Annotated in this window: 18 protein-coding genes; 13 read left to right on the top strand and 5 right to left on the bottom strand. The window is 63.2% G+C overall.

Annotation, left to right across the window (positions count from 1 at the left end; genetic code table 11):
• The first annotated feature begins 99 nt into the window (after positions 1-99).
• From EN869_RS32115 to EN869_RS32155, 9 genes are all read left to right on the top strand, one after another.
• Positions 100-1,410 (top strand): replication-associated recombination protein A, encoded by a 1,311-nt coding sequence (locus tag EN869_RS32115; RefSeq protein ID WP_071073410.1) that lies wholly within the window; start codon positions 100-102, stop codon positions 1,408-1,410.
• A gap of 220 nt (positions 1,411-1,630) precedes the next feature.
• Entirely contained in the window at positions 1,631-2,455 is an 825-nt protein-coding gene (locus tag EN869_RS32120) for an aspartyl/asparaginyl beta-hydroxylase domain-containing protein (protein ID WP_127230317.1), read from the top strand.
• 244 nt (positions 2,456-2,699) lie between these two features.
• Entirely contained in the window at positions 2,700-3,665 is a 966-nt protein-coding gene (locus EN869_RS32125) for a helix-turn-helix domain-containing protein (RefSeq protein WP_245489629.1), read from the top strand.
• Positions 3,666-3,804: 139 nt separating this feature from the next.
• The gene (gene adh, locus EN869_RS32130) at positions 3,805-5,322 is read left to right on the top strand and encodes an aldehyde dehydrogenase (protein WP_127230316.1); all 1,518 of its coding nucleotides are present in this window, start codon (positions 3,805-3,807) and stop codon (positions 5,320-5,322) included.
• Between the two features lie 65 nt (positions 5,323-5,387).
• Complete coding sequence (locus tag EN869_RS32135) at positions 5,388-5,750, top strand: DUF779 domain-containing protein (RefSeq protein ID WP_127230315.1); 363 nt, start codon at positions 5,388-5,390, stop codon at positions 5,748-5,750.
• A gap of 107 nt (positions 5,751-5,857) precedes the next feature.
• Positions 5,858-6,838: an RluA family pseudouridine synthase gene (locus EN869_RS32140; RefSeq protein ID WP_127230314.1), complete on the top strand. Its 981-nt coding sequence runs from the start codon at positions 5,858-5,860 to the stop codon at positions 6,836-6,838.
• 44 nt (positions 6,839-6,882) lie between these two features.
• Positions 6,883-7,758 carry a DMT family transporter gene (locus EN869_RS32145; protein ID WP_127230331.1) on the top strand — a complete coding sequence of 292 codons (876 nt, stop codon included), beginning with the start codon at positions 6,883-6,885 and terminating at the stop codon, positions 7,756-7,758.
• Positions 7,759-7,768: 10 nt separating this feature from the next.
• The gene (locus EN869_RS32150; RefSeq protein ID WP_127230313.1) at positions 7,769-8,560 is read left to right on the top strand and encodes an ATP12 family chaperone protein; all 792 of its coding nucleotides are present in this window, start codon (positions 7,769-7,771) and stop codon (positions 8,558-8,560) included.
• A gap of 187 nt (positions 8,561-8,747) precedes the next feature.
• Complete coding sequence (locus EN869_RS32155; protein ID WP_127230312.1) at positions 8,748-10,637, top strand: MFS transporter; 1,890 nt, start codon at positions 8,748-8,750, stop codon at positions 10,635-10,637.
• Positions 10,638-10,709: 72 nt separating this feature from the next.
• Here EN869_RS32155 and EN869_RS32160 read toward each other — a convergent pair whose 3' ends face one another.
• Positions 10,710-10,904 carry a DUF2735 domain-containing protein gene (locus EN869_RS32160; RefSeq protein WP_127230311.1) on the bottom strand — a complete coding sequence of 65 codons (195 nt, stop codon included), beginning with the start codon at positions 10,902-10,904 and terminating at the stop codon, positions 10,710-10,712.
• A 308-nt stretch (positions 10,905-11,212) separates the two neighbouring features.
• Between EN869_RS32160 and EN869_RS32165 the strand changes: the two genes are divergently transcribed.
• Complete coding sequence (locus EN869_RS32165; RefSeq protein WP_127230310.1) at positions 11,213-12,250, top strand: glutamine synthetase beta-grasp domain-containing protein; 1,038 nt, start codon at positions 11,213-11,215, stop codon at positions 12,248-12,250.
• A gap of 117 nt (positions 12,251-12,367) precedes the next feature.
• On the opposite strand, the gene EN869_RS32170 is transcribed toward EN869_RS32165, so the two are convergent.
• Positions 12,368-13,534: a P1 family peptidase gene (locus EN869_RS32170; RefSeq protein WP_210213861.1), complete on the bottom strand. Its 1,167-nt coding sequence runs from the start codon at positions 13,532-13,534 to the stop codon at positions 12,368-12,370.
• A 32-nt stretch (positions 13,535-13,566) separates the two neighbouring features.
• A complete protein-coding gene (locus EN869_RS32175; protein ID WP_127230309.1) occupies positions 13,567-14,169 on the bottom strand; it encodes a TetR/AcrR family transcriptional regulator in 603 nt (200 codons plus the stop codon).
• Positions 14,170-14,317: 148 nt separating this feature from the next.
• Between EN869_RS32175 and EN869_RS32180 the strand changes: the two genes are divergently transcribed.
• A complete protein-coding gene (locus tag EN869_RS32180) occupies positions 14,318-15,742 on the top strand; it encodes an APC family permease (RefSeq protein WP_127230308.1) in 1,425 nt (474 codons plus the stop codon).
• 136 nt (positions 15,743-15,878) lie between these two features.
• Here EN869_RS32180 and glnA read toward each other — a convergent pair whose 3' ends face one another.
• Together glnA and EN869_RS32190 are read right to left on the bottom strand one after the other, a co-directional pair.
• Positions 15,879-17,288, bottom strand: a complete 1,410-nt coding sequence (glnA, locus tag EN869_RS32185; RefSeq protein ID WP_127230292.1) for a type I glutamate--ammonia ligase — start codon at positions 17,286-17,288, stop codon at positions 15,879-15,881.
• 61 nt (positions 17,289-17,349) lie between these two features.
• Positions 17,350-17,688 carry a P-II family nitrogen regulator gene (locus EN869_RS32190; protein WP_018428041.1) on the bottom strand — a complete coding sequence of 113 codons (339 nt, stop codon included), beginning with the start codon at positions 17,686-17,688 and terminating at the stop codon, positions 17,350-17,352.
• A 330-nt stretch (positions 17,689-18,018) separates the two neighbouring features.
• Here EN869_RS32190 and EN869_RS32195 point away from each other — a divergent pair, with 330 nt between their 5' ends.
• Together EN869_RS32195 and EN869_RS32200 are read left to right on the top strand one after the other, a co-directional pair.
• On the top strand, positions 18,019-19,575 hold the full coding sequence (locus EN869_RS32195) for an NAD(P)H-hydrate dehydratase (protein ID WP_245514661.1): 1,557 nt from the start codon (positions 18,019-18,021) through the stop codon (positions 19,573-19,575).
• Positions 19,572-21,575, top strand: coding sequence for a hypothetical protein (locus tag EN869_RS32200; protein WP_245489627.1), 2,004 nt, complete (start codon positions 19,572-19,574; stop codon positions 21,573-21,575). The genes EN869_RS32195 and EN869_RS32200 overlap by 4 nt, the downstream gene beginning before the upstream one ends.

Consider the following 21,575-nt stretch of genomic DNA (forward strand, 5'->3'; position numbering starts at 1 on the left):
GCAGCAAAAAGGGGGAACCGGTTTTTGCTACGCGGACTTCGGTTCGGATAAGATCATGCTCCAAAATGAGCGGGATCGCATTTCAACCAAAAGGCTTGCATGGCCGATCTGTTCAGTTCCGATGAGCCGGAAAAGGCGCCGCCCGGGCGGCCGCTGGCCGATCGGCTGCGCCCCAAAAACCTCGGCGAGGTCGTCGGCCAGGAGCACCTGACCGGCCCGGATGGCGCGCTGACCAGGCTGATCGATTCCGGCTCGCTCGGCTCGATGATCTTCTGGGGTCCGCCCGGCACCGGCAAGACGACGGTGGCCCGGCTGCTCGCCGGCGAGACCAATCTCGCCTTCGAGCAGATATCGGCGGTATTTTCCGGCGTCGCGGATCTCAAGAAAGTCTTTGAGGCGGCGAAGCTCAGGCGTGCCAACGGCCGCCAGACGCTGCTCTTCGTCGACGAGATCCATCGTTTCAACCGCGCCCAGCAGGACGGTTTTTTGCCGGTGATGGAAGACGGCACCGTGGTGCTCGTCGGCGCCACCACGGAGAACCCTTCCTTCGAGCTCAATGCCGCGCTTCTGTCGCGAGCGCGCGTGTTGGTGTTCCGCTCGCTGGGCGAGGAGAGCATCGCCAAGCTTCTGGCGCGGGCGGAAGAAACCGAGGGCAGGGCGCTGCCGCTCGACGACGAGGCGCGCGCGATGCTCATCCGCATGGCAGACGGTGACGGCCGCGCCTCGCTGACGCTGGCCGAGGAGGTTTGGCGCGCCGCCAAGAAGGGCGAGGTGTTCGGTCCGGAAGGCCTGCAGCGCGTCATCCAGCGCCGCGCGCCGATTTACGACAAGGGCCAGGACGGCCACTACAACCTGATCTCCGCGCTGCACAAATCGGTGCGCGGCTCCGATCCGGATGCCGCCCTTTATTACCTCGCCCGCATGTTCGATGCCGGCGAGGATCCGCTCTATCTCGGCCGCCGGCTCGTGCGCATGGCGGTTGAGGATATCGGGCTCGCCGACCCTCAGGCGCTGGTCGTCGCCAATGCCGCCAAGGACGCCTATGACTATCTTGGCTCGCCGGAAGGTGAGCTCGCCTTCGCCCAGGCCGCCGTCTATCTCGCCACCGCGCCGAAATCGAACGCCGTCTATACCGCCTTCAAGGCCGCGACCGCGGCCGCCAAGGAGTTCGGCTCGCTGCTGCCGCCCAAGCACATCCTCAATGCGCCGACCAAGCTGATGAAGCAGGAGGACTACGGCGCCGGCTATCGCTACGATCATGACGAGCCGGACGCGTTTTCGGGCCAGGACTATTTCCCGGAGAAGATGGGCCGGCATACGTTCTACGACCCGCCGGAACGCGGCTTCGAGCGCGATATCCGCAAGCGCCTGGAATACTGGGCAAAGCTGCGCAGCGAACGGAACAGCTGAGTTGCGCGGCCCGGCGGTCGGCACGCTCCATCGCTCGGCCTGACGGCGGGCATGGAGTTGAAGTGGAGTAGCGTACTCCAAATATTTGCGCTGACAGGCCGCTCAGGCCCATGCGACGGCATTGTGCCGGGAAACAAAAAATCTTATCAAGACGCACGGCTGGCGGGGGTCGCCGTGATTTTGGCTCATGGAACAGGATCGCGCTCCCGCGCGAAAGACAATGACAAAACAAACCGTCAAGATGCTCCGCAAGGCCGCCATCGCGGTCGTGGTGCTCGCGCTCGCCTTCTATTTTATCCCGATCCTGACCACGATCTGGGTCGTCTGTGGCCTGATCGATGTCATGCGCAACGACCAGAAGGACCGCAATCTGTTCGAGCGCTATTTCCTCGGCAACGGCCTGTTCACATGGCTGCTGTCGCCCTTCAACCTGATCGTCGACCTTCTTTGCTATCGAAACCCCGGCGTCTGGAAGCCTGAACAGTTCCCCGAGGACTATCAGCGCGAGATCGACGAGGTCCTGGGCGTGTTCAAGGCGCGCAAGGATGAGATCATTGCAGATATCGACGCCAATTTCGGCGCCGGCCGGCGCGGCATGTATGTCTACCAGTGGTACGGCAAGCACAAGATCGACAACGTTCCGGAATTCAACAAGGACTACAAATACATCAAGACGATCGCGGTATCCGTTTTCAGCAAGCGCGAATCCACCTCCTGGCACTTCGGTCCGCTGCGGCTAAGCCTGCGCATCCTCTACAATCTGATTCCGGTGAAGGCTGAGATCTTCGTCCAGTGCGGCAGCAAGAAGAACTACTGGTACGACAATCCACTGTTCATTTTCGACGACACGCTCTTCCACCGCTCGGTCAACGAGTATGACGGCCGCCGCTATTGCGTCTTCGTCGACATCATTCGCCCGTCTCCTTTCCCGGGCCTGATCGCCGGCCTTCTCGCCATCGTCTCTGTCAGCGTCGAGCGCATCAATTCGATCTTCTACAAGAACTGGAAGATGATCGGCTCGTCCAAGCCGAAGGCCGCCAACTGACCGCGGCAGAACCGAAGGTTCGCTCATCTAAAACCAACGTCCTATGGCGCTGACGGGCTGCGGCCTTTAGAAGTCCAGAGCAATCCGCGAAAACGGAGCGGTTTCCGCCCGGATTTGCGCAAATCAAATACCTGCGCGGTCAGCAATCTTATTGAAGGCTGACCGCTTCGGGTTGTCGGATATGTTCTTTGTGAGCATGACGACGGAGCGGGAGGAGGTTCCGCTCACCGGGAGGACGAGATTGATCGGACGGCAAGCAGCCGTGCATGCGGATCTGGTTCAGGCCTCGATCGCTAAGAGCGAGGCGGCCCATTCGGCGTTGGTCGCCTCATGGCGGCGCTCCCTGCAACTGCATCATCTCGACCCCGCCGAGCGCAAGGCGCCCAGGCGACTGACTGAAGGCGAGCTCAGAGCGGCCCGGCAGCGCATGGAGCAAATGATCCGCGCTGCGGTGACAAGCCTCAACCGGCTCTATCAGGCGGTCGGCGGCGTCGGCTGCTGTGTCATGCTGGCCGACCGAGACGGCATCCCTGTCGAGCGCCGGGGCGCGGTCGCCGACGACGAGACGTTCGATGAGTGGGGCTTGTGGACCGGCACCGTGTGGAGCGAGGACAGCGAAGGCACCAACGGCATTGGCACTTGCATTGCCGACCAGCGGGCCCTGACCATCCACCGTGACCAGCACTTTTTTACTCGCAACACGCTGCTTAGTTGCACCACGGCGCCAGTCTATGACCACGAAGGCAATCTGGCCGCCGCGCTCGACGTGTCGTCATGCCGCTCGGACCTGACCGAAGGCTTCGTCCAGCTCATCGCCGTTGCCGTAGGCGATGCCGCGCGCCGCATCGAGGCCGAGAATTTCCGCATGGTGTTTTCAGGCGCCCGCATCCTGCTCGCGCCAGTCTCCGAGCGCAGCGCCGGCGCGCTCATCGCGGTCGATGCGGACGATCTGGTGATCGGTGCGACACGCTCCGCGCGCCTCGCTCTGGGCATAACCCGTGAAACGCTCGCCAAAGGGCTGCTGGCCGCCGACGTCCTCGGCGATCCGGCAAAGGGCGCTGAAGTCCTCGACGATGCCGAGCGCGGCGTGCTGCAGCGGGCGCTGGCGCGCGCGGGCGGCAATGTCTCGGCGGCCGCCCAAAACCTCGGCATTTCGCGCGCGACGCTGCATCGCAAGCTCGCCCGTTTCGAAATCCGCCGCCCGCATTGATTTCACGATCGGACTGTCGCAGTTCTGCGACAGTCCGCTTCCACGATCGATAGACCCCTGGCTGACAAACCGCAGTCCATCGGCAACCCTTTCCTCCTGACGCGCCGCATCCCGCGGCGTGCTTCTTCGGGAGGAAGTGATGAACAAGGTGGAATTCTCACGCACGGCCAAGGTTCCCTTCGCCAAGCGCTACGACAACTTCATCGGCGGCAAGTGGACGGCACCGCACTCCGGCAAATATTTCGAAAACATCTCGCCGGTCACCGGACGGCCCTTGGGCGAGATCGCCCGCTCAGATGCAAACGACATCGAGGCGGCGCTCGACGCCGCCCATAAGGCCAAGGACGCCTGGGGCAAGACCAGCCCGGCGGCGCGTGCGCTGATCCTCAACCGCATCGCCGACCGGATGGAAGACAATCTCGATCTGCTGGCGCTGGCCGAGACCTGGGACAACGGCAAGCCAATCCGCGAGACGACCGCCGCCGACCTGCCTCTGGCCATCGACCATTTCCGCTACTTCGCCGGGGTGCTGCGCAGCCAGGAAGGCTCGATCTCCGAGATCGATCACGACACCGTCGCCTACCATTTCCATGAGCCGCTCGGCGTCGTCGGCCAGATCATCCCATGGAACTTCCCGCTGCTGATGGCGGTATGGAAGCTTGCGCCGGCGCTTGCCGCCGGCAATTGCGTGGTGCTCAAGCCCGCCGAGCAGACACCGGCCACGATCATGCTGTGGGCTGATCTCATCGGCGACCTGTTGCCCGAGGGCGTGCTCAACATCGTCAACGGCTTCGGTCTGGAGGCCGGCAAGCCGCTCGCCTCTTCGAACCGCATCGCCAAGATCGCCTTCACCGGCGAGACGACGACGGGTCGCCTGATCTCGCAATATGCCAGCCAGAACCTCATTCCGGTGACGCTCGAGCTCGGCGGCAAGTCGCCCAACATCTTCTTCCAGGATGTAACGGCCGAAGACGACGATTTCTTCGACAAGGCGATCGAGGGTTTTGTCATGTTCGCGCTCAATCAGGGCGAGGTCTGCACTTGCCCGAGCCGCGCGCTGGTGCATGAGAAGATCTATGACAAGTTCATGGAGCGCGCGCTGAAGCGCGTCGAGGCGATCGTCCAGGGCGACCCGCTCGACCCAGCCACCATGATCGGCGCGCAGGCGTCGAGCGAGCAGCTGCAGAAGATCCTGTCCTACTTCGACATCGGACGCCAGGAAGGCGCCGAGGTGTTGGCCGGCGGCGAACAGAACCATCTGCCCGGCGATCTCGCCGGCGGCTACTACGTCAAACCGACCGTCTTCAGGGGCAACAACAAGATGCGCATCTTCCAGGAGGAGATCTTTGGGCCCGTCGTGTCGGTGACGACCTTCAAGGACGACGACGAGGCGCTGTCGATCGCCAACGACACGCTCTACGGCCTCGGCGCCGGTATCTGGAGCAGAGATGCCAACCGCTGCTACCGCTTCGGCCGCGCCATCCAGGCCGGGCGTGTCTGGACCAACTGCTATCACGCCTATCCGGCGCATGCCGCCTTCGGTGGCTACAAGCAATCCGGCATCGGCCGCGAGACGCACAAGATGATGCTCGACCACTACCAGCAGACCAAGAACATGCTGGTCAGCTACAGCCCGAAGAAGCTTGGCTTCTTCTGATCCTCCACGGGCAGGGCGGGAGGGCGCGGTCAGCCGCGCCCTCCTGTGAATTTCAGGAGGAGGCTATGGATAAGGCTTCATTGGGCAAAGTCTCGGCCACTCCGGAGGCCGAGGCGCTGCTTGCCGAGATCATCACCGATCATGGCCCGGTGCTCTTTCATCAGTCCGGCGGCTGCTGCGATGGTTCCTCGCCAATGTGTTATCCGCGTGGCGAGTTCGTGATCGGCGACAAAGACGTCAAGCTCGGTGAAATCGGCGACACGCCGGTCTATATCAGCGCCTCGCAATATGAGGCGTGGAAGCATACCGATCTCATCATCGACGTGGTGCCGGGCAGGGGCGGCATGTTCTCGCTCGACAATGGCCGCGAGAAGCGATTCCTGACGCGCTCGACCATCTGTGCTGTGCCGACGCCTTCGGGCGGATGACGCGATAGTGCGACGATTGGGGCAATCGTCGCGCTTAATTGGGTCTTTGGCTCGCACAATGCCTGCCTTAGTGCTATGGCGCCGCTTTCAAACGGAAAAGCGTATCCATGGCAGGTGTTGAACAGATCACGGTAGAGGCCGGCGAGGCGGGCATGCGGCTCGACCGCTGGTTCAAGGTCCATTTCCCGGGCCTCGGCTTCGGTCATCTGCAAAAGCTCTTGCGCTCGGGCCAGATCCGCGTCGATGGCGGCCGGGCAAAGGCCGACACGCGCGTCGAGCCCGGCCAGACCGTGCGCATCCCGCCGCTCGACGTCGACAAGAAGGGCGACGCGCCGCTCACCGGCCACTCGATTCGCAACCAGGGCGATGCCGATGTGCTCGCCAAGATGCTCCTGCACGAGGATCCGAAGGTCTTCGTCTTCAACAAGCCGGCGGGTCTCGCCGTGCAGGGCGGCTCCGGCGTCACCCGCAATGTCGACGACATGCTGGAGGCCTGGCGCAACCAGAAGGGCGAGAAGCCGCGCCTCGTTCACCGCCTCGACCGCGACACGTCCGGCGTGCTGGTCGTTGCCCGTACCCGCCTTGCCGCGATGAAGCTCTCCGAAGCGTTCCGGGCACGCGAGACCAAGAAGACCTACTGGGCTCTGGTCAAGGGCGTGCCGGCGAAGCGCGAGGACAAGATCTCGACCTGGCTGATCAAGGAGCCGACTGAGGACGGCGACCGCGTGCGCGTTGCCAAGCACGGCGAGAAGGGCGCCGACCATGCTGTGTCCTACTATCGCGTGGTCGAGCAGGCGGCGCAGTCGCTGTCCTGGCTGGAGATGGAGCCCTATACCGGCCGCACGCATCAGCTGCGCGTCCACGCAGCCCATATCAGCTGCCCGATCATCGGCGACCCCAAATATTTCGAGGCCGATACCAATTGGGAGTTCCCGGGCGGCATCCAGAACCGGCTGCACCTGCACGCCCGCCGCATCGTCATCCCGCATCCGGACCAAGGCGTCATCGACGTGACGGCGCCCATGCCGCCGCATATGCGCCAGAGCTGGAACCTCCTCGGTTTCGACGAACAGAGCGCGGAGGACTGATAGTGGCTGTTGCGCCTGCAGTGGATCGCCGCAACGCGGTCGACATGGCGGCGGCGGCCATCATGATCGGGCTGACCTTTTCCTGGGGACTAAACTACGTCGCCGCCAAGGTCTCTTACGCCGGCTACGACCCCGTCTTCGTCTCGATCGCGCGCTCGGTTCTCGGCGGGCTCTGCGTGCTCGCCTGGTGCCGGCTGCGCGGCATCAGACTGTTCGAGGCGGACGGCACACTTGGCGCCGGCATCATCGTCGGCGTGCTCTTCGGCGTCGAGTTCCTGTGCCTCTATATCGGGCTCGAATACACGACCGTGGCCCGCAACACGCTTCTGGTCAACACCATGCCGTTCTGGGTGCTGATCGGCGGTCATTTCCTGCTTGGCGAGCTCATTAACGCGCGCAAGTTTGGTGGCCTTGTTCTCGCCTTCTGCGGCCTGGCCGCTGTCTTCTCCGACGGCATCGTCGCCGGCAAGGACGCGACGTTGACGGGCGACCTGCTCAGCCTCGGTTCCGGCATCCTCTGGGCGACGACCAGCATCGTCATCAAGCGCTCGAAACTGGTCGAGACCAGCGCCGAGAAACTGCTGCTCTACCAATTGGCGGGCGCGGCGATAGTCGGCGTGCTGGCGATGCCCCTCGCAGGCCCGCCGATTCGCGCCATCGCAGCCTTGCCGACACTGGCGCTGCTGTTTCAGTCTTTCTATATCGTGGCCTTCACCTATGTGTTGTGGTTCTGGCTGCTCACGCGCTATCCGGCGGCCGGCTTGTCGAGCTTCGCCTTCCTGTCGCCGGTGTTCGGCGTTCTGTGCGGCGCGGTGATTCTGGGCGAGCTGCCGACGCTCCGGATCTTCCTGGCGCTGGCGCTGATCGCCGCCGGCCTGATCATCGTCAACCGGCCGGCGCGCAGGCAGCCAACAGTTTAAGGAGTTCGACATGCGCGACATCCTCGAAGACCTGGAAGCCGGGAAACTGCTTTCCGATCCCGATCCGGTGCGCCGCGCGCAGATCCAGATGAAGACGCCGCTGCCGAAGCGTTTCTATAAGGCCGTGTCGGTTGTGCCGGTGGAGAACGGTTTTGCGGTGCATCTCGACGGCAGGCCGGTGCGCACGCCAGGCAAGGCCGTGATGGTGCTGCCGACCGAAAAAGCCGCCGCGCTCGTGGCCGACGAATTCAGCGCGCAAAGCGAGATCATCGATCCGGTGACGATGCCCGTCATGCGCCTCGTCAACACCGCCATCGACGGCGTCGCCTCCGACCCGCAGGCGGTGCTGGAAGACATCCTGCGCTTCGCCTCGTCCGATCTGCTCTGCTATCGCGCCGACGGTCCGCAAGGCCTGGTCGAGCGTCAGAACCGGCACTGGGACCCGGTGCTGGACTGGGCGCGCAGCCACCTTGGCGCGCGCTTCAACCTGGCCGAGGGCGTCATCCACGTCGAGCAGCCGCGCGAAGCCATCGCCGTCCTCGGCGCGCATCTCGGCCAGCGTTCCGAGCCGATGCGACTGGCGGCCATCCATGTCATGACCGCTCTGACAGGTTCGGCGCTGCTGGCTCTAGCCGTCGATTTCGGTGAGATCGACGGCGAGGAAGCCTGGGCCGCCGGCCACGTCGACGAGGACTGGCAGATCGAGCATTGGGGCCAGGATGCCGAGGCCGTGGCGCGCCGCTCGGCCCGCAAGCGCGACATGATGGCGGCGGTCGGCCTGCTCGAGGCGCTGCAGGCCTGAACGCTGCCACGTTTTCGCAGCGCACCTAATACCAAAGTCATAATCCCATCGTCGCGGTGCCTTTCGCCCGGCCTTTCTGTCATTTTTTCTCTCGTTGGCTGCGTTTTTTGAGTCCGCGTTCGGAGGAGCACGGACGGTGGCGCGCAGCCACCGAGGATAGACGGGATCTCACGGGAGGATAGTTCAAATGGCAATGGCTTCGACCGCCGGCGGAACCAGCCGCGGCATGACGCGGGAGGAAAAGAAGGTCATCTTCGCCTCTTCGCTCGGCACCGTTTTCGAATGGTACGATTTCTATCTATACGGCTCGCTGGCGGCCTTTATCGGCTCGACCTTCTTCAGCCCCGCGATCCCGGAGGCGACGCGCAACATCTTCGCGCTGCTGGCCTTTGCCGCCGGCTTCCTGGTGCGCCCATTCGGCGCGCTCGTGTTCGGTCGCATCGGTGACCTCGTCGGCCGCAAATACACCTTCCTCGTCACCATGACGATCATGGGCCTGTCGACCTTCCTGGTCGGCCTGCTGCCCGGTTATGCGAGCTGGGGCATCGCCGCTCCGGTGATCCTGATCGGACTGCGCATGCTGCAGGGCCTGGCGCTCGGCGGCGAATATGGCGGCGCCGCGACCTATGTCGCCGAGCACGCGCCCGACGATCGCCGCGGTTACTACACGTCATGGATCCAGACGACGGCGACGCTCGGCCTGTTCCTGTCGCTCATCGTCATCCTGATCGTGCAGGCCTCGCTCAGCAAGGAAACCTATGCCAGCTGGGGCTGGCGCATTCCCTTCATCGTTTCCTTCCTGCTGCTCGCCATTTCGGTCTGGATTCGGCTGTCGCTGTCGGAGTCTCCGACCTTCCAGCGCATGAAGGACGAGGGCAAGGGCTCCAAGGCGCCGCTAACGGAGGCTTTCGGTCAGTGGAAGAACGCCAAGATCGCCCTTCTGGCGCTGCTAGGCCTCACCGCCGGCCAGGCCGTGATCTGGTACAACGGCCAGTTCTACGCCTTGTTCTTCCTCACCAACGTGCTGAAGGTCGACGCGCAGTCGGTCAACATCATGATCGCCATCGCGCTTGCGATCGGCTCTATCTTCTTCGTCGTGTTCGGCTGGCTGTCCGACAAGATCGGCCGCAAGCCAATCATCATGGCCGGCCTTGCGCTCGGCATCGTCTGCACCTTCCCGCTGTTCAAGGCGCTGACCTGGGCCGCTAATCCGGCTTTGGCCACGGCCCAGCAGAACACCCGCGCGACAGTGACGGCTGCGCCCGGCGACTGCAAATTCCAGTTCAATCCGGTCGGCACGGCCAAGTTCACGACATCCTGCGATATCGCGACCTCGTTCCTGACCAAGAACTCGGTGCCTTACGACGTCGTCACGACGGCGGCACCTGGGACTGCGGCCACGGTCAAGATCGGCAACGAGACGCTGAATTCCTATGACGCCGTCGCAGCCGGCGACCAGGCCAAGGCCAAGGACGCCGCCTTCGTCAAGGCGGTGAACATGTCGCTGCGGGATGCCGGCTATCCGCTGAAGCGCGCCGCGGCCAAGGTTCCGGACCAGAAGCTAGACGCCTTTGTCGCGGCCAATCCGGAGCTGAAGCTCGACGCAGCGGCCATCCGCGCCGGCGAGAAAGCGGCTGTTCCGACGGATAAGGCGATCGCCGACAAGCTCTTGACCAAGGAAGAGGCAGCCGGCGCGCCGGAAGTCACCGTCTACACCATCCCGGGCGGTGGCGCGTTCGCGATGACCGCCGATCCGGCGGCCATCAACTGGCCAATGACGATCGGCATCCTGTTCATCCTGGTGCTGTTTGTGACCATGGTTTACGGGCCGATCGCCGCGATCCTGGTCGAGATGTTCCCGACCCGCATCCGTTACACCGGCATGTCGCTGCCCTACCACATCGGCAATGGCTGGTTCGGCGGCCTGCTGCCGGCGACGGTGTTCGCGCTCAGTGCCTACAAGGGCGATATCTACTATGGCCTCTGGTATCCGGTGGTGATTGCGGCGATGTCGCTGATCATCGGAATGATCTTCGTCAGGGATACGCTCGGCACCGACCTGCACGCCAAGGACTGACCTTGGCTCAAACAAAAGCCCGGCGCGATCGCTCGCGCCGGGCTTTTTCATACCCGAATTCCAAGGAACAGATCAGCTCTTGCGCTGCTGATCTTCTTCCTCGATGGCCGCTTCGTGATACCAGCCGTCGAAGTCGGCATGCTCGCCGCGCAACGAAGCCAATTCTGCCGCGAATTTCGCCTGGGCGCCTAAATTTAAGGCAGACTTACGTCCTGCCAGCGGGAACGTCAGGATTTTCGCCGTGGGACGGGCGGAGACGATCTCCATTGCCTGTCTCCTTTCTTCTTTATGAGCTTTTCGATTCGCTTTTGCGACAATGTAGGTTCTGCGATTCATTTAGGCAATATGCCTATTAAAAGATCAATATTTGCATATTATTTGTGCATATAGCGGATCTGATCGATCTCGCCGCAGTGCTGAGGCGGCTCAGCAAAACCAACACGATCTCGTGACCATTTTGCCGCACCCGATGGGGCGGGTGTGGCATACGATTTGCATTTTAACGACCGGCAGGCCGGCCAGCCCGGCCATGCGTCGACGCCGCATGCGGTGATCAAGCAACGAGAGGCTCTAGAATGACCAAATACAAGCTCGAGTATATCTGGCTCGACGGATACGTCCCGACCCCCAGCCTGCGCGGCAAGACCCAGATCAAGGAGTTCGCCGAGTTCCCGACGCTCGAGCAGCTGCCGTTGTGGGGCTTCGACGGCTCTTCCACCAACCAGGCCGAGGGCCACAGCTCCGACTGCGTGCTCAAGCCCGTCGCAGTCTATCCGGATCCGGCCCGCACCAACGGCGTGCTCGTCATGTGCGAAGTCATGATGCCCGATGGCGTGACGCCGCATGTCTCCAACAAGCGCGCCACCATCCTTGACGACGAGGGCGCCTGGTTCGGTTTCGAGCAAGAGTATTTCTTCTACAAGGACGGCCGTCCGCTGGGCTTCCCCGAGAGCGGCTATCCGGCACCGCAGGGCCCTTATTACACCGGCGTCGGCTTCAAGAATGTCGGCGATGTCGCCCGCACGATCGTCGAGGAGCATCTCGACCTCTGCCTGGCAGCCGGCATCAACCATGAAGGCATCAACGCCGAAGTGGCCAAGGGCCAGTGGGAATTCCAGATCTTCGGCAAGGGCTCCAAGAAGGCCGCCGACCAGATGTGGATGGCTCGCTACCTGCTGCTGCGCCTGACCGAGAAATACGGCATCGACATCGAGTTCCACTGCAAGCCGCTCGGCGACACCGACTGGAACGGCTCGGGCATGCACTGCAACTTCTCGACCGCCTATATGCGCGAAGTCGGCGGCAAGGCCTATTTCGAAGCGCTGATGGCGCAGTTCGACAAGAACCTGATGGATCACATTGCCGTCTACGGTCCGGACAACGACAAGCGCCTGACCGGCAAGCACGAGACCGCGCCGTGGAACAAGTTCTCCTACGGCGTCGCCGATCGCGGCGCTTCGATCCGCGTCCCGCATTCCTTCGTCAAGAACGACTACAAGGGCTATCTGGAAGACCGTCGCCCGAACTCGCAGGGCGACCCCTACCAGATCGCTTCGCAGGTGCTGAAGACGATCTCTGAGGTTTCGACCGCTGCCGTTTCGGCCGCCGCCTGATTTCTCGTTGCAGGCCTCGCCTGCGCTAGGATGAGCTTCAATAGTGAAAGGCCCCGGCGTTCTTCGCCGGGGCCTTTTGCATGGCAGCTGCCAGCGAAGGAGCTCCGCCCGCTGCCGTCAGGTGGCAATGACGCCACGCGATTTGAGCGCCGCCACCACCTTGGCATGCGGTAGGGCAGGGCTACGATTGCCGTCGCGGCCGACCATCTCCTTGTTGGCGATGAGCGCGTTGAGCACGGCCTCCTCGGTCGCCTGCACGACGGCTGTGTAGAAATCGTCCATGCGACCCCAGGGGATGAAGTCCATGCGGCTGTAGCTCTGCTCGCTCGGGGCACCCCTCGGAAAACGACCATTGAGCGCATCGCGATTAGCGGTCGACAAAGCGAGAAAGATATCGCCGGAAAAATGCGAGCCTGCGGTGCCGGTGCGCGCCAGTCCGAGCGGCACGCGACGGGCCAGCGCCTTGCACTGTCCGGGCAGCAACGGCGCATCGGTGGCGACGATGCCGATGCAGGAGCCGGCGCCCGTCGGGCCGTCGCTGAAATAGGCCTCCATCGGATTGTCCGCAGCAAGCTGAGCCCCAAGCGGCACGCCGGCGATGCTGAGTTCCTGGCGCGAGCCGAAATTGGCCTGCAGGAAAACGCCGACCGTGTATGAGCGGTGGCCGTAGTCGACGACCCGTGATGCCGAGCCGGAACCGCCCTTGAAGGCGTAGCAGTTCATGCCGGTGCCGCCGCCGACCGATCCCTCCTCGATCGCCCCGCCGGCTGCATTGTCGATCGCCTCGATCGCGTGGTCGACGGTGACATGCGAGCCGTTGATGTCGTTGAGATAACCGTCCCAGGTTTCGGCCACCACCGGCAGCAGCCACTGGTTTGCCACCTCGGGCTTGTTGCGCGCCACCCAATCGATGACGCCGCGATGACAGGGGCCGACCGCATGCGTGTTGGTGATCAGGATCGGCAACGACAGAGTGCCGGCCTCCTCCAGCCACGAAGCGCCGGTCATCTCGCCATTACCGTTGAAGGAATGATAGCCGGCAGCCAAAGCCACCCCAACGCCGTCGCGACCGAGCGGCAGGATGGCGGTGACGCCGGTGCGGACCGGTCCATGCCCGAGGCTGAGCCTGCCGTCGCCCTTGATCAGCGTCGAATAGCCGACGAGCACGCCATCGACATCGGTGATGGCGTTGGCCGGTCCCGGCGTGCCCGGCAGTGGAATGCCGAGGCCGCGGGCGCGCATTTTGCCGGCCGGCGTGGTGGTCGAGGCTATTCGTTGGTCCATGCTGAGGAATGCTCCCGTTGATGAAAGCCGGCTCAGCGAAGGCTGCAGCCGGTGGCAAGTTCGGCGTAGCCGGTGAGGATCGCCATTGCCGAGGCGTGGTCGACGGCAGGCACGACATTGACGAGGTGGAGGCCGAGACCGTCTTCCAGGACGACCAGGCTGCGAGCGATGACTTCGCTCGCCGCATTCAGCCTGAATATCCCCGTGGCGGCGCCTGCTTCGAGGATGCCGACATAGATCGCCACCTGACGCTCAAACAAAGTGATGTGGCGGGCCGCGTAGCTGGCGTCCGAGCGCGAATATGCGCCGAGCTCCAGGAGCAGCCGGCAGAGCTGGTCGTCCGGATCGGTCGGGAGACCGCTTTCCAGCATCGTTTTCAGCCGCACCCTTGGGTCGGCGATCGCGGCGACGCAAGCCGCGCGTTGCGTACAGAAGCGTTCGACCGCCTTTTTCTGCACGTCGTCCAGAAGCTCCTTGAGGCCGGGATAATAGTAGAGCAGGGCGCTCGAGCTCATGCCGGCCTCATTGGCCACGTCGCGCAAGGTGACACCGGCGAGGCCGCGTTTGGCGATCATCGATTCGGCTGCCGCGACCAGCGTCAGGCGGCGATCGGTCTGTGTCTTGGGTCTGCCCATCTTCGTTTCCTGAATTTGATTCAATAAAAGATGGCCTACGGATTTTTGCAAGCCGGTATATCGCAAATTTGTTGACGCTATGTGTCAACGTGGGTAGCCTCCACCTCGGATAATAATTTTTATCCAATTAAAAAAATGGGGAGGAACAATGTCCACAAACGAAGTCACAACCGCGGCCGTCGACAAGGCCGCGACGGGCGCCAAGGGCCTGGACCGGGCACTGAACGCACTGGGCACGCTGATGATCGTGTTATCGGCGGTGACGCCGGCATCATCCGTCTTCATCATCGTGCCGGGCGTGATCGCGCTGGCCGGCACCGGCTCATTCCTGAGCTTCGTGATCGCGGCTGTGATCGGCCTGTTCATGGCCTTCGTCTATGCGGAGCTTTCCTCGGCCTATCCGATGGCCGGCGGCGAATACACCATGATCGGCCGCACGCTCGGCCGCTTCTGGGGTTTTGTCACGCTGGTGCTGGTCTTCGTGTCGATCGTCTTGATCGTCGCCGTCATCGCGCTCGGCGTCGGTACCTATCTGGGCGTCATCATTCCCAATCTCAGCCAGCAATGGGTCGGTGTGGTGACGATCATCCTGGCCGGCGCTGTCGCCGCCATGCGCATCAAACTCAACGCCTTCGTCACCGGCATCTTCCTCGGCATCGAGATGCTGGCATTGCTGATCCTGACCGGGCTCGGCTTCGCCCATGTCGAGCGGCCGCTCTCCAGCCTGTTCACCGCGCCGCAACTGCTCGATGCCACGACCAACGCACTGGTTCCGGCCTCGGCCGCCGTCATCCTGGCCTCCACCGCCGTCTCGCTCTTCGCCTATAACGGCTATGGCGCGGCCGCCTATTTCGGCGAGGAGACGCATGACGCCAAGCGCAACATCGGCAAGGTGGTGCTCTGGGCATTGATGATCACCGTCGCCGCCGAGCTCATCCCGCTGACCGCCGTTCTGCTCGGCGCGCCGGATCTCGTCGGCCTGCTCTCAGCCCCCCAGAAGATCGAATATTTCCTCGAAGCGCGCGGCGGCCATTGGTTGACGGTGGCGATCAGCCTGGCGATCGCGGTTGCCATCTTCAACGCCGTCATCGCCATCATCCTGCAGGCGGCGCGGCTTCTCTTCAGCTCCGGCCGCGACAGGACCTGGTTCGGCCCGATCAACAACGCCGTCGCATCCGTCCACGGCACTTATGCGTCGCCGTGGGTCGCCACCATCGTGGTGGTCGTGCTGGCCGCACTCGCCTGTTTCATCGACCTCAACCTGCTGCTCGTGGTCAGCGGCACCTCGCTGGTGGTGATTTACGCGCTGCTGTGCGTCGCCGTTTTCGCCGGCCGCCGCAACGGCACCACCGCGGGCGGGCACTATCGCATGCCGCTGTTCCCGGTGCCGGCGATCCTCGCCTTCGTGGCGCTCATCTACGTCGCCTACCAGAACCTGCTCGACGCCGCCTTCGGGCGCCCGAGCCTGATCGCGACCTTGGCGATCATGGCTGTTGCGGCGATCTACTTCCTGCTGTTCCTGGCGCGCCGCGCCGACTGGAACCTGCATGGCCCCGACGAGCTTGCGGGATAGGCGTCAGCCCTCCGACGGCCCGTCCATGCGAGAACCCCGGTGAAAGCCGGGGTTCTTTTTGGTTCGGTGAAAGAGAAAATAGAAGCCCTCGGAGGCATTCGCCTCCGAGGGCTTAATCTAATGTCCGATCAGAAGCTTAGACCGAATAGTACATGTCGTACTCGACCGGGTGCGGGGTCATCTCGAAGCGCATTACCTCGGCCATCTTCAGCTCGATGTAGGAGTCGATCTGATCGTCGTCGAAGACGCCGCCGGCCTTGAGGAAGCCGCGGTCCTTGTCGAGGCTCTGCAGCGCTTCGCGCAGCGATCCGCAGACCGTTGGGATCTTCTTCAGCTCCTTCGGCGGCAGGTCGTAAAGGTCCTTGTCCATTGGCTGTCCCGGATGGATCTTGTTCTTGATGCCGTCGAGGCCGGCCATCAGCATGGCGGCGAAGCCGAGATAGGGGTTCGCGCCCGGATCGGGGAAGCGGACCTCGACGCGCTTCGACTTCGGCGAGGAGCCGAACGGGATGCGGCAGGAGGCCGAGCGGTTGCGCGCCGAATAGGCGAGCAGCACCGGCGCCTCATAGCCCGGCACCAGACGCTTGTAGGAGTTGGTGAGCGGGTTGGTGAAAGCGTTGATGGCCTTGGCGTGCTTGATGATACCGCCGATGTAGAACAGGCAGCTCTCCGACAGGCCGGCATATTCATTGCCGGCGAAGGTCGGCTTGCCGCCCTTCCAGATCGACTGATGGACGTGCATGCCCGAGCCGTTGTCGCCGAACACCGGCTTCGGCATGAAGGTGGCCGTCTTGCCGTAGGCGTTGGCGACCTGGTGCACGACATATTTGTAGATCAGCATCTTGTCGGCGTTGCGCACCAGCGTGTCGAACTTGATGCCGAGCTCGTGCTGGGCGGCGGCGACCTCGTGATGGTGCTTTTCGACGCGCACGCCCATCTCGGCGAGCACGGTCAGCATTTCCGAGCGCATGTCCTGGGCGGAATCGATCGGCGGCACAGGGAAATAGCCGCCCTTGATGCGCGGACGGTGGCCGAGGTTGCCCGTCTCGTAGTCGGTGTCGTCGTTGGCTGGCAGTTCGGTCGAATCGAGACGGAAGCCGGTGTTGTAGGGATCGGCCTTGTACTTGACGTCGTCGAACACGAAGAACTCGGCTTCCGGGCCGACATAGATGGTGTCGCCGATGCCTTCCGACTTCATATAGGCTTCGGCCTTCTTGGCGGTGCCGCGCGGATCGCGGTTGTAGGCTTCGCCCGAGACCGGATCGAGGATGTCGCACAGGATGACCATGGTCGACTGGGCGAAGAACGGATCCATGTGGACGGTGTCCGTATCGGGCATCAGCACCATGTCGGACTCGTTGATCGCCTTCCAGCCGGCGATGGAGGAGCCGTCGAACATGACGCCGTCAGCGAACATGTCTTCCTCGACCTCGACGACGTCCATCGTCACATGTTGCAGCTTGCCCCGCGGATCGGTGAAGCGCAGGTCGACGAATTTCACGTCGTTGTCCTTGATCTGCTTCATGATGTCTTTGGCTGTCGTCATGTCATGTATCCCTGTTTGATGACGTGTTTTGATTGATGACGTTGCAGAAAGATGGGGGACGTCAGATGGCGTCGATGCCGGTCTCGCCGGTGCGGATGCGCACGACTTCCTCTATGTTTGAGACGAAGATTTTTCCATCGCCGATGCGGCCTGTTTGCGCCGCCTTGCGGATGGCCTCGATGGCGCCTTCGACGGCCTCGTCGCCGAGCACCACTTCGATCTTCACCTTGGGCAGGAAGTCGACGACATATTCGGCGCCGCGATAGAGCTCGGTGTGGCCCTTCTGCCGGCCGAAACCCTTCGCCTCAGTGACGGTGATGCCTTGCAGTCCGGCCTCCTGAAGCGCTTCCTTCACTTCGTCCAGCTTGAATGGCTTGATGATCGCTTCGATCTTTTTCATGTAAAAAGTGGCCTCCACTGCCAAGAAGACGGGTTCTGTGCCCCGCTTGCACCTCCATCAAGCACGAACCGTGCCAATCCGGTGGAGCAGACACGGTGCAGGGCGTTTTCGATAGCGTGCCGCCCTCGGATGCAAATTCGCGTCATCCGCTGCATCGGATGCGCCATGGACGCCCAAACCCTATACATCGCTCCTCCTCGCGCCTGCGCAAAAAATGGGCAGACAGCGCAATTTGCGGGCAGAACCCCTCTCTGATGCGACCGCGTTTGCGGAAAGATGCGCGATCGCGGTGGTTTGCTTCGAACCGAAAACTGGACAATGCTTGATCGCATGAAGATCGGCAATCCCATCCGCAATGAACTTCTGTCGCCAACCGAAATGGCCGAGGCCGACAGGCTGGCAATTGCGGCCGGGCCGCTCGACGGCTACGGGCTGATGCAGCGCGCCGGCGAGGCGGTCGCGGCCGTCGTGCTGGCGCGCTACCCGGCAGCGAAAAAGGTGCATGTGCTGTGCGGTCCCGGCAACAATGGCGGCGACGGTTATGTCGTGGCGAGGTTGCTGGCCGAGGCGGGCGTCGATGTGGCGGTCTGGGCGGAGGGGAAGCCGAGACCCGGGAGTGATGCGGCACTGGCCGCTGAAGGTTGCAAGCTACCTGTTGACCACCTCTGCCGCTGTTACCCGGTCGAAGGTGAAGTCGTTGTCGACGCGCTTTACGGCGCAGGACTGTCGAAAGACATTTCCACGTTTGCTCTCGCAGTCTCTGGTCTCAGCGGAGCCGAGCAGGTGCCGGTAATCTCGATCGATTTGCCTTCGGGGGTGTCAGGCGAGACCGGAATGATGAACGGCTATTTCGATGCTGCGGTGACCGTGACCTTCGTTCGTAAGAAGCCCGGACACCTTCTGATGCCGGGCCGCAGCGTATGCGGTGAGATTATCGTGGCCGATATCGGCATTTCGGACGCCGTCATTAAGCAGCTAAAGGTCACGACATTCGAAAACACGCCGGACCTCTGGCTGCGATGGTCTTTTCCGAGAACGGCCGTCGACACGCACAAGTATAAGCGCGGCCATATCGGTGTCTTTTCCGGTGGATCGAGCGCGACCGGCGCTGCGCGTTTGTCGGCCATGGCCGCGGCTCGCGTTGGCGCGGGGGCGGTGACTGTCCTTTCCCCTGGAAGCGCCATGCAGGTGAATGCCTCGCATTTGACCTCGATCATGCTGCGCAAGGTCGACACGATCGCAGACGTGGGCGAGTACCTTGCGGGGCGTCAGCCTTCGGCATTTGTGCTCGGCCCCGGATTTGGCGTAGGCGAGAGAGCGCGCGACTTCACTTTGCGGTTGCTGGAGCAGAACCGAGTCTACGACTATGAGCGTGGGATCGAATTACGGGGCATCGTGCTCGATGCCGACGGCCTCACTTCGTTTCGTGATAGTCCCGACACTCTATTCCAGGCAGCGCAGCGCGCTTTGGCGCCCCCGTTGGTGTTCACACCGCATGACGGGGAATTCGCCAAGCTTTTCCCTGATCTTGCCAAATCGAAAAAACAGTCAAAGCTTGCGAAGGCTCGGGCCGCCGCACAGCGCGCCAATGCGGTCATAGTCTACAAGGGCGCCGATACGGTGATTGCCGCGCCGGACGGTCAAGCGGCGATCAATGCCAACGGCGCGCCATGGCTCGCCACGGCAGGGTCAGGCGACGTTCTGTCCGGCATTATCGCCGGGCTCCTGGCGCAAGGCATGCCGCCCTTCAAGGCCGCTTGCGCCGGGGTATGGATCCATGCCGAAGCCGGCCGCCGGTTCGGCCCTGGGTTGATCGCCGAGGACTTGCCATTGGCGATGGTACCTGTGCTCCGCGAACTGATCGAAACCCAACCGGACCTTCGATGAGTCGTCTCGCTGCCCTTTTCGCCGTGCTGACTGTGGTGGCTTTCGGACCGCAAGGCGCGTACGCCGCGCAACCGGTCACAATCGTCGACGACCCGCGCGTCCTCGCCACGCTCGAGGCCAAGGGCTACGGCTTCGCCGGCCTCTTTGGCGCCACCGGCAAGGACGACCTCAAAACGCTCTACGGTGAGGGGCCGGCCTACCACGCAATCGTTGAAACTGTGGCGGCCGATGTCGCGGCGCTGCGCGCCGATATGAAAGCCGGCGGCCGCATGCTCTACGAAGTGACCGACGGCGATGTCGGTCGCATCATCGACATGCGCTGGCTGAAGACGAGTGCCGCGCGCTTCCGTCTGGTCGGCGTCGTCAACCGGCTCGACCGGCGCGACTTCGCCGCGCCGAGCGATGACAAGAGCTGCGGCGAGGTGCGGTTCATCTACCGCCTTGCCTACGCCTTCAGGAAGAACGGCAAGCAGCTGGCATCGCGCCTGCCGTTCAACTTCAGCGCCATATACCGCGTCGCTCCGGACCCCGACGGCGGCTGCGCCGGCGTGGCAGGCCGCTGGACGCCGCAGCTCGACGAAACGGTCGATGCCGGCTGGTTGGCCGGCGGGCCGCTCGAAAAGACGTCGCTGTCCTTCAAGCAACTCGAGCTCAACGCGCAGGTGGTGCGCTTTCCCTCCGGCCAGGAAACCGAGTTCGGCGGCCAGGCCGCCTATCTGATGCGCATCTTCAGCATCGATGGCGCGACGGTCGGCGAGAAGCCGCTGGAAAACACCCCGGATACGGCGCGGCTCGCGGAAGATGCGGCGCTGAAAGCGCGACTTGCCGACTATGTCCGCGCCAATGCCGCGGCGATCGATCTCGGTGTCTACGAAATCCCGGATGAATTCCTCGCCCGGAAAGTCATCTCCTGGTCGACCTTCGGCAGCGCCAGGCAAGCCAATCACCCGTTCACGCCGCTGTTCGACCCAAAGGAATTCGCCGGGCTCGACTATTCGAAGTTTTCCCTGGCACGCACGCCTCAAGGCCTGGTCGAGCGGCTCGACAACGGCGCCTGCCAGGGCTGCCATCAGGCAGGTTCGACCGCCGGCTTCCACTTCATCGGTCTCGACGATGCCACGACCTCGCCGCTCAACCGCATCGAGGTCGGTATATCGCCGCATCTTCATGCCGAGATCCCGCGCCGCGAGGCGTGGCTCGCGGCGACGGCCGAAGGCACGGATCCCAATCGCTTTCGCCCGCTCTCCTTCGCCCCGCCCGCCGCCTGGAAGGACACCGGCGAGGTCGCCTATGCACCAGCTGAAACAGCGATGCCGTGCCTGATGCCGGAAGACGCGAGCCGTTTCGGCGGCACCTGGCAATGCGGCGCAGGCACGGTCTGCACGCCGATCGCGACTGCTTCGGGGGTGAGGACCAAGTTGGCGCAATGCCTGCTGCCGAAAGACAGTCCCGCGATGTTTTCCGGCCATCCCTGCCTCACCGGCGCGATCGCCAGCAACGCTGCGCAGCCGTTCAACGATCGCTACAGGATCACCGGCCAGTTCGCCGCCATTGCGCCGGCGATTTCGCGCACCGCCTATACCTGCCGGCCGCCGAAGATCGGCGTCCCAGGCGGCTTCGCCTACCGGGCCTGCGACGACAAGGACCGAGCCTTCTCTGACTTCAAGCCAGGCAAGCCGATGCCGAACGAAATCTGCGGCCTGGTCGGCGGCAAGAAATTCGACATCTGCGTGGCGACCAACAATTTCGACCAATGCCTTGGCGGCGCCGTCAACCGCGGCAACCGCCCGGCCTGCTCGGCCGATCATTTCTGCCGCGAGGATTATATGTGTCAGTCGCTGCCGCCCGACACGCCGGGCGCCGCCAAGGTCAAGGGCATCGGCTTCTGCTCGCCGACCTATTTCATTTTCCAGATGCGCATCGACAACCACGCCACGCCATGGGCGACCACGGCGCGCGCCGGCATGCACGCCGGCTTTGGCGCGGCAGCCGAGGAATAG

The organism is Mesorhizobium sp. M2D.F.Ca.ET.226.01.1.1 (assembly GCF_004022705.2).
GTDB lineage: Bacteria > Pseudomonadota > Alphaproteobacteria > Rhizobiales > Rhizobiaceae > Mesorhizobium.